Origin of the sequence: Tunicatimonas sp. (genome assembly GCF_049647865.1) — a bacterium.
GTDB lineage: Bacteria > Bacteroidota > Bacteroidia > Cytophagales > Cyclobacteriaceae > Tunicatimonas.
The window spans coordinates 1-9,254 of record NZ_JBARYM010000343.1; the positions used below are offsets into that span (position 1 = coordinate 1).

General features: G+C 43.5%; 8 protein-coding genes. 7 read left to right on the top strand and 1 reads right to left on the bottom strand.

Annotated features, from left to right (window positions below):
* From WBA23_RS10295 to WBA23_RS10320, 6 genes are all read left to right on the top strand, one after another.
* Nucleotides 1–2,022 (top strand): M1 family metallopeptidase (locus tag WBA23_RS10295; protein WP_424582192.1); only part of this gene is annotated, 2,022 nt, incomplete at its 5' end.
* 480 nt (nucleotides 2,023–2,502) lie between these two features.
* Nucleotides 2,503–3,411 (top strand): SDR family oxidoreductase, encoded by a 909-nt coding sequence (locus WBA23_RS10300; protein WP_424582193.1) that lies wholly within the window; start codon nucleotides 2,503–2,505, stop codon nucleotides 3,409–3,411.
* Nucleotides 3,412–3,593: 182 nt separating this feature from the next.
* Nucleotides 3,594–4,001, top strand: coding sequence for an HYC_CC_PP family protein (locus WBA23_RS10305; RefSeq protein ID WP_424582194.1), 408 nt, complete (start codon nucleotides 3,594–3,596; stop codon nucleotides 3,999–4,001).
* Between the two features lie 145 nt (nucleotides 4,002–4,146).
* Complete coding sequence (locus WBA23_RS10310) at nucleotides 4,147–4,926, top strand: hypothetical protein (RefSeq protein ID WP_424582195.1); 780 nt, start codon at nucleotides 4,147–4,149, stop codon at nucleotides 4,924–4,926.
* A 26-nt stretch (nucleotides 4,927–4,952) separates the two neighbouring features.
* The gene (locus WBA23_RS10315; protein WP_424582196.1) at nucleotides 4,953–5,579 is read left to right on the top strand and encodes a heavy-metal-associated domain-containing protein; all 627 of its coding nucleotides are present in this window, start codon (nucleotides 4,953–4,955) and stop codon (nucleotides 5,577–5,579) included.
* A 32-nt stretch (nucleotides 5,580–5,611) separates the two neighbouring features.
* The gene (locus tag WBA23_RS10320; protein ID WP_424582197.1) at nucleotides 5,612–6,436 is read left to right on the top strand and encodes an NHL repeat-containing protein; all 825 of its coding nucleotides are present in this window, start codon (nucleotides 5,612–5,614) and stop codon (nucleotides 6,434–6,436) included.
* Nucleotides 6,437–6,464: 28 nt separating this feature from the next.
* Here the strand turns inward: WBA23_RS10320 and WBA23_RS10325 are convergent, their stop codons facing one another.
* Nucleotides 6,465–7,787, bottom strand: coding sequence for a TrkH family potassium uptake protein (locus WBA23_RS10325; RefSeq protein WP_424582198.1), 1,323 nt, complete (start codon nucleotides 7,785–7,787; stop codon nucleotides 6,465–6,467).
* Between the two features lie 180 nt (nucleotides 7,788–7,967).
* Between WBA23_RS10325 and WBA23_RS10330 the strand changes: the two genes are divergently transcribed.
* A complete protein-coding gene (locus tag WBA23_RS10330) occupies nucleotides 7,968–8,885 on the top strand; it encodes a DUF697 domain-containing protein (RefSeq protein ID WP_424582199.1) in 918 nt (305 codons plus the stop codon).
* The last annotated feature ends 369 nt before the right edge of the window (nucleotides 8,886–9,254 follow it).

Genomic DNA, 9,254 nt, shown 5'->3' on the forward strand with positions numbered 1-9,254 from the left:
GATACGTATAAAACCCAGACCAACAGTCTTTCGGATAAGATGGATGTAGATAAACTGGAAGAAATTATTGGGTACGGTTTTGATGGTGGGCATAAAATCCAGGCGGTAAAAGATGCTGATGGGAATGATATTGCTTACACAATCAACCGCACTATGATGCGGGTAGATATTCCCGAACCGCTTCAGCCCGGGGAGGACATCACCTTTTCAGTAGACTGGTACTACAATATCAACGATCGCAATTTAATGGGCGGCCGGGGCGGTTACGAGTACTTTCCCGAAGATGGTAACTACCTGTATACGATCACTCAGTGGTTCCCCCGCATGGCGGTGTACGACGACCATAACGGCTGGCAGCATAAGCAGTTCATGGGCCGAGGCGAGTTCGCCCTTACCTTCGGTGACTATGAAGTAGAAATTACTGTGCCCTCCGATCACATTGTAGCTTCCACCGGAACGTTACAGAATCCCGAAGAAGTGCTGACTTCTGAGCAACGCGAGTTATTAGAAGAATCTAAAACCTCCGACAAGCCAGTAGTTATTGTCAGCCAGGATGAGGTAGAGAAGAAGGAGAAACGTCGCGAGAAGGGGATTAAAACCTGGGTGTATCACGCCGACAGCGTACGGGATTTCGCCTTCGGTAACTCGCGTAAATACATCTGGGATGCGATGGGCGTAGATATTGACGGACGCACCGTGATGGCGATGTCGTACTACCCGAAAGAGGGTAATCCGCTGTGGGAGCAGTATTCTACCGAAGTGGTAGCTCACACGCTAAAGACTTACTCCAAATTCACCATTCCCTATCCATACCCGAAAGCGATATCAGTGGAAGCCTCTAATGGCATGGAGTACCCGATGATCTGCTTTAATTACGGACGTCCGGCCGCTGATGGTACCTATTCGGAGCGCATTAAATACGGCATGATCGGAGTAATTATTCACGAAGTGGGTCATAACTTCTTCCCCATGATTGTGAATTCTGACGAGCGGCAGTGGACCTGGATGGACGAAGGGCTGAATACCTTTGTACAGTACCTGACCGAGCAGGAGTGGGATCGCGAGTATCCTTCGCGGCGGGGGCCTGCATTCAAGATTGTTCCCTATATGAGTGGCGACCAATCGCAGATCAGCCCAATTATGACCAACTCCGATCAGGTGCAGCAATTGGGGCCAAACGCCTACGCTAAACCAGCCACTGCTCTAAATATTTTGCGGGAAACCGTGATGGGTCGGGAATTGTTCGACTACTCTTTTAAGAAGTACGCCCAGCGTTGGGCCTTCAAACACCCCGAGCCGGGAGATTTCTTCCGCACGATGGAAGATGCTTCGGGTACTGATTTAGACTGGTTTTGGCGTGGCTGGTTCTACACCGTAGACCACGTAGATATTGGGATTGACGGCGTAAAGTACTACCAGATTAATACGAAAAATCCCGAGGTGGAAAAACCAATTGCTAAGCAACGCTACCAAGAGCAGGAAAAGCATATCAGCCAGAAGTATAACTCCGAAGACGTAGCCACTACGGCTATTGAAGCTGATCCATCGCTACGTGACTTCTACAACCGCTACGATCCCTTCTCCATAACTTCGGAAGACCAGCAAGCCTACGATTCATTTATCGCTAGCCTGAATGATGAGGAACGCCAGTTGGTAGAATCGGGCAAGCATTTTTACGAAATTGACTTCAGCAATGTCGGCGGCTTAGTGATGCCGGTAATCTTGAGCTGGACTTACGAAGACGGTAGCACTGAGATTGAACGCATTCCGGCCGAAATATGGCGGTATAATGCTGAAATGGCAACTAAAGTTTTTGCAAAAGATAAAAAGGTAGCTCAAATTGTAGTGGATCCTTACCGCGAAACAGCGGATACGGACGAAACAAATAATTACTATCCGAAGAAGAATATTCCGACACGCTTTGAGGTGTTCAAAGAAAGCCAGCGCGCCCGAGGTACTTCCGGCGAGAACCCCATGCAACAGCAGCGGAAGCGAAGCAACGGGGATGTGGGTAACGAATAATAAGTAGTAGCTAATTGTTCGTTATTCATTAATTTGATTAGTCTGTAGCGTGAAGCGTGCTGCCCGTAAAAAAGCATAGAAGCTCAACTTCCGGGCACTGAGCCAACGCCTTAAAGACCGGGTTGCTTCGCCGCTGTAAGCAGGCACCACGGCACGACCATCTGTGGCAAAACAATAGCCTTAGTAATATTCATCTACAGCGCGCTGTCTGCATTGGAAAAAAACACTGCCCGCAGAAGTGGACGACACATTTCCTAAGTAATTGGTAGTCGCTAAATTCATAGGCACTCTTGCTTTGTGAGAGTGCTTTTTTGTTAGTATTACTATCCCAGTTTTCGCTGATAAAAATACTCAGCTACCGTAATTTTCAAATTTTATTTCAGCATTGAAGTAAACATTTCTACTAAGAAACACTTCGATAATGAGTAGGGTATTCACCTACTTAAAGAAACTTTTTTAACCTTTTATCTAAATTTTTTTATGAGCGATTTAAGAACAACGAATCAGTACGAAAAGCAAAACCCGTTAGATCAATATCCCCGTCCACCCTTTCCTCGTCAGCCCCAGAATCGTCCGGGAGTTGTTGGTAAGATGGAACCTTTGCCCGATCACGGAGAAAAAAGTTATCAGGGCTTTGGGAGATTAAAAGGGCGCAAAGCCCTAATTACCGGAGGTGATTCTGGTATTGGTCGAGCGGCTGCTATTGCCTTCGCTCGTGAGGGAGCCGACGTAGTAATCAACTACCTACCCGAAGAATCTGAAAATGCTAAGCAAGTGGTGGAGTTAATTGAAGCCGAAGGATGCAAAGCCGTTTCTATTCCGGGTGATATTTCTCAGGAGGATTTTTGTAAGAAATTAGTAGAGGAAGCGGTGAGTGAACTCGGTGGACTAGATATTTTGGTGAATAACGCCGGACGACAAACAGCCCAATCCAGTATTGAAGACCTGACTACTGAACAGTACGATAATACGTTTAAAGTAAATGTGTACGCCCCATTCTGGATTTGCAAAGCCGCAATTCCTCATATGGAAGCAGGAGCTTCTATCATCAATACGGCATCAGTACAAAGCTTTGATCCATCGGAAAGTTTACTCGACTATGCCCAAACTAAAGCCTGCAACGTAGCTTTTACTAAAGCCCTTTCGCAACAAATGGCCGAGAAAGGCATTCGAGTGAATGCGGTGGCTCCGGGCCCTTTCTGGACACCCCTCCAGTCGAGCGGTGGGCAACCTCAGGATAAAATTGAAGAATTTGGTTCTACTACCCCGCTGGGCCGTCCGGGTCAACCCGCTGAGATTGCTCCGGTATACGTACTGCTAGCTTCTCAAGAATCAAGCTATATGACTGGTGAAGTAGTGAGTGTTACCGGCGGAATGATGCCATACTAAATTGAGAAAACTTAAAAATCCGAGGCTTCATCAGTTTCGGATTTTTTATGTCTAACAGGAAAGGTCAGCTGTATGAAACTATTATGCTGCTAAACTCATTCTACATTTTAGCGTACCTTTATAAGAGAAAGAATTTTTGTTCCCAATTTTGAATGAATCGATCAAGGCATTCATATAGACTTATGGCGACTGCTTTAGCCTTGCTGATGTTGATCTCATCGGTAGGGTTTAGCGTGAACATGCACTTTTGCATGGGTGAACTGGCGAGTGTGAGCCTTTTAGGTAAGGCACAAGCTTGTTCTTTGACCGTAAGTGAGTCGTCTTGCCATCAATCGGAGGAAACTGAAATTAATAAAATGGACTGCTGTCAAGACAGTTCGTTCTCAGTAGGATCGCAAGCTGATTTCTCCACTTCTTATACGGTAGAAGCCCCTCAACAAGCACGCACCTCTCTGGTTTCGCTACCATTTCTTACGCTAGATTATTTACTTCCTACGAGCAGTGTTATTACTGACTTTCCTTATCTGGCGTACAAACCACCGCTACTGAGCCAAAACGTTACGGTGATGGTGCAGTCATTTCTTATTTAGACCACCTTTCTTTTTATGTGAAGTATACCGTCGGCAACGCTACTAGCATTGGTTACGGGTTCGCTGCTGTTGCAAGATGTAGTTCATCTTGAGATAGCAGTGAAAATCATATCTATCTGATTATCAGAATTATAAACCGATAAAGGTGAAAAAAATATTTTTGTTATTCTGCTGGGGGGTATTCTTTCTGCCCGCCAAAGTTCGCGCCCAGGGGCCCCCAATCACTACAGACAAACCAATCATGCTCGGCTCCAAAAGTGTGATTCTTAAAACCCTGACTGAAATTAGGAGTACTAAAGAAGGTACCTTTGTGAACGCCCCGCTCATGGTACACTATTTACCCACTTCCAATAGTTTAGTGGCGATTCACATTCCCTACATCACTTACAATTTTTCTAATCCAGAAAGAGAAGATGGAAGTAATTTGGGTGATGTTCAACTACTGGCAAAGTATCAGTTCTATAAGAAAGATGGAAAAGGCAAAACCTTTAGGACGGTAGTTAAAGCATTGCATACCTTCCCAACCGGAGAAGATATCAATATTATGGGAATGGGTTTGGGCGTACACCAAACGTATTTGGGAGTAGTTGCTGGTTACGAAAGCTTGCAGTTGGGAGTCTCTAATGAGTTAGGCTACAATCAGGTTTTTGATAAAGACTTTGACGAGCTACGCTACAAGCTAGGGTTCGGCGTACCGCTGCTCAAACCTACTTATCCGGTTAAAAAAGTAAACTTATACTTTGAATATCAGAGTAGTTGGCTAGTCAATCGGGATGAGGTATTACTATTGTACGCTCAGGGTTTGCAGTACGCTCGAGGCCGGTTTACCATAGAAGCATCAATACAGTTCCCACTGTATCAAAACTTGCCGGATGACCAACGCTGGAACCGGAGCCTGTTTCTGGGAACCCGCTATATATTTTAAATCTACGAATTGTAAATAAAAGCATCATGAAAAATTTAATCATATTCATTTTAGCAATATTCGCGTTTGCTCCGTTGGCAAACGCTCAATCCAATCAGAGAGACAATTATACCGTACGAGTAGATGGGCTAGGTTGCCCGTTTTGTGCCTATGGCTTAGAGAAGAAGTTTAAAGACTTCAAGGGTATTAAAGACGTAAAAATAGCGATGGAAACCGGAGTCTTCACTTTCTCTTACCCTGCTGATAAACCACTAAGCATAGAGCGGGTAGAAAAACAGGTAGAGCTAGCTGGATATACCCCAGTAAGTACCGAAATTACTCGGGTCGACGGAAGCCTAGAAACTAGCGGGACTGAACTAGTTGCTGATAACCAGACTGGTGTAGTAAGTCTGAGTAGTTCAAAAATGTTTGTAGCCGGAAATTGTGAAATGTGCCAAGCCAGAATAGAAAAAGCGGCATTAAAAGTTAATGGTATCAACCAAGCCAGTTGGAATGTGGCAACCAAAATGCTTTCAGTTGATTTTGATACGACTGCTACTTCGGAAATGGCTATCGCGGAAGCTATCGCTACGGTAGGTCACGATACTGAATTCATTCAAGCTAAAGACAGCAAATACGAGAAGCTGCCAGCCTGCTGTTTGTACCGGAAGTAAGAACATTTTTTGCTTAGCTACCTTTTTGACACATGAAAATATTGAAAGATAATAGTATAACCAGAACGCTAATTATTGGTGTTCTGGCCAATACACTACTTGCCGCCTGTGGGCGGGCTGACTGGCAAGAAATTGGTACAATTGATCTGCAAGAACATACTCCAATTGGCCTAACATTATTGAACGAAGACCTCTGGATTTCTGACGGTGATAACAATCAGTTGGTAAGACTAACGCAGCAGGGGGAAGTCTTAAAAGTGTTTCCTGGTTTGGACCGACCGATGCACTTGACTACGGATGGTGAAAGTTTAGTAGTGCCTGAGTACGGCTCTGACCGAATTGTCAAGATTACGGGTAAAGCTTCCCAAGAATTTAATATTCCTGATAGCTTAGATGCGCCAGCGGGGGTTTCGGTTTTAGGTGACGAAATGGCCATTGCTGATTTTTACAACAACCGAGTGCTATACTCAGACGGGGAAGCCTGGCAAACAATGGGTAAGAAAGGGAATAATGATGGTGAATTCAACTACCCAACAGATGTGCAGATTACTGCGAACAAAATATACGTGGCCGATGCTTACAACCATCGGGTTCAGGTTTTTAGTAAATCGGGCAAGCACCTACAAACCATCGGGCAAAATCAGCAGATGAATGCTGCTACGGGTATCTTTGTTTCGAAAAGCGAATTATTTGTCACTGATTTTGAGAATAGCCGAGTACTGATTTTTGATTTGAAAGGAACTCTGTTGCAAACTATTTCAGATGCATTAGATAAACCTACTGATGTTTTAACCAAAGGCAACCGAATGTGGATCGCCAATTATGGGGGAAGAAACTTAAAGGTATACGAACGGTAGAAAGTACATCGCTAAAACTGAAATTCTTCTAAATCACAATGTCACCAAGTTCTTCTTTTACTGTGGAGGTTTGCTCCGTTTTCATTAGAGCTAACCCGAAAGTAATTGGACCCACTCTTCCTAAAAACATCAGCATAATGATGAGTAGTTTTCCCAACGGTGTCAGTGCCCCGGTGATTCCGGTACTTAATCCCACAGTTCCCAAAGCAGAGGTAGCTTCGAAGATGACCTCGAAAATAGGGTGTTCTTCTACTAGACTCAAGAGAAAGATGCCTGTCCCCAGTACAATAATATAGAAGAAGAAATTAGTAGCGGCTAGTCTTACCTTGTCGGGAGGTATAGTTCGGTTTGCGAAGGTAATATTTTCTTTACCCCGTAATGTGCCCACCATAACGGCGTATAGCGCGGTGATAGTAGTAGATTTAATACCACCTCCCGTACCTGAGGGAGAAGCTCCCGATAGCATCATTATGATAATTAGAAACAGCACTCCGCTCGATAAATCACCAATAGCATAAGTATTAAATCCCACGGTAGTAGAAGCTGTCATCACCTGGAAAATAGATACCAACAAGCTGTTCTCTGGACTGTAACCGGCAAACTGACTCTCAGTTAGAAAAACGATAAATGAACCTATCGATACAAACACTAACGTAAACCTGAGAATAATTCGACTGGTAAAAGTAAGGTGTTCCTTTCTACCAGTAATCCTTAGATAAATATCTGAGAACACAATAAAACCAATTGACCCACCTAAGGCCAGCAGAGTAATAACGAGGTTGATCCAGAAATCGAACTTAAAATCTTCTAAGCTATTGTTGAACAGGCTGAACCCCGCTGTACAAAATGCGGAAATACTATGAAAAATAGCCTGCCATAGTGCATCGGGGGTATCGGCTTGCCAAAACAGAATAAACAAGATAACTGCCCCGATGGCCTCGATGCTAAAAGCAAAGATGACCACGCTACGAATGAAGTCAATAATTGAGAACCCTTCGGGAAGACTAAAATCGGTTTTTATGAGACTTTCCCCCAGCGTAGAGAGTTTTCTGCGGCTGGCTAACACTACAAACGAAGCCAACGACATATAGCCAATTCCACCAATCTGAATTAACAGAATAATAATAATTTCGCCCGCTAAGTTATAGCTGTCGGGTGTACTTACCGTAATTAGTCCGGTGGTAGATACTGCTGAGATAGCGGTAAACAAAGCATCTAAGAACGAAACCGGTTCTTCGTGTACGAACGGTAAAGCCAGCAGTATGGAGCCAACAATCATCAAAGAAACGTACCCCAACATCAGTAACATGTAGGGGTTGATACTGCCAATGAAGCGAGAAAATGCAGACATAGATGAGTTAAGGTAGAGAAAAAAGATACTCGCAATCTACAAGATAATTGGCACCAATTTGTTTGTTTCCGCCCACAAATCACTACATAAATGCAACTTATTTCAATAACAATCTGTCTTATTATAGGGCTTTAAGGAAATTTTATATGGCTTTAGTCACTGATAACCAACCTCTTAACTATGAGAAATAAAAATATACTATTCTGGGGACTGCTGGGTAGCGGCGTTCTCTTTGTACTGCTGCTGATCATCATCGGCAATATTTTAACCATTGGTGATAATATTGCTGAAATTCATCCTTATCTGAGCTATGCTTTTTACGGAGTTACGGTTCTGCTACTCTTCTTTTTAATTGTCCGTCCTTTGCTTAGTGTATTTACCTTGCCTGAAATCAAAGCCGGGCAATTTTTAGATGATGATATGAGCGATCCTGGTTCTAAGGCTGCTCGTAAGGTGGCTAAGCAACTAATAGGGCAGGGGCAGCTAGATTTAGCGGAAAAGAATGAATTGAACCGTCTGTTGAAGTCAGGACAAGATCCATCAGAAGCATTGGGCAGAATATTCGACGGGCGGCTTGACCGGATGGATGATATTGTTCATCGGCACGCCAAGCAGGTTTTTATTTCTACTGCCTTATCACAAAATGGACGACTAGATGCTGTTTTGGTACTAATGATTAATTTCCGTATGATGAAGGAGCTGGTGCGAAACTATGGCTACCGACCTACTTACGGGCAGCTAATTAAGACCTACACGAAAGTGCTAGCCGCTGCTTTAATTGCCGATGGAATCGAAGATGCCCAATTGGCCGAAATATTTCCGCAGATTAGCCGTGGCTTCTTAGGAGTCATTCCTGGTTTGGGTACGTTATCTTCTTCTATTCTACAAGGCACCGGAAATGCCTTTCTAACCCTGCGAGTTGGTTACATTACCAAAGGTTATTACGCAATGGCTGGGCAAGGTTTGTCCCGTCGTCAGCTTCGAGTTTCAGCGAATAAAAGTGCTATTAAAAAGCTCTCTTTAATTGTGCGAGAGTCGCTATTGGTATTTCCTCGCGAGGCGCAGCGTAAAGCCAAAGAGGTGTTAAAGTTTGTATAATACTTGTCACTATCTACAGCTTGGGTAGTTGGATTACTTTATTTTCTTTTTCAAAAGAATCACTTTATTACGGTAGTTGGTACAGGAACGTACTTATACTAGATGTTGACTTCTTCAACACCTTGCGGAAATAATAATAAGCTACAGCAGTAAATCACAGCCTTATCTTATCTAATTTCTCAGGCAGTTTTTAACTGTGTGTATTAAAAATAGTATTACTTTAATAAATTTGAGTAATACAAAGCTTTATTTGCTTGCGGTATTTTTTTGAACAAAATTCATGGAAAGATATCGTTTCGTTCATCAACCTATCTATGCAAGTGATGAAATCTTCAGGAAATATCATTTCAGTAGTTGTACTGACTTCGC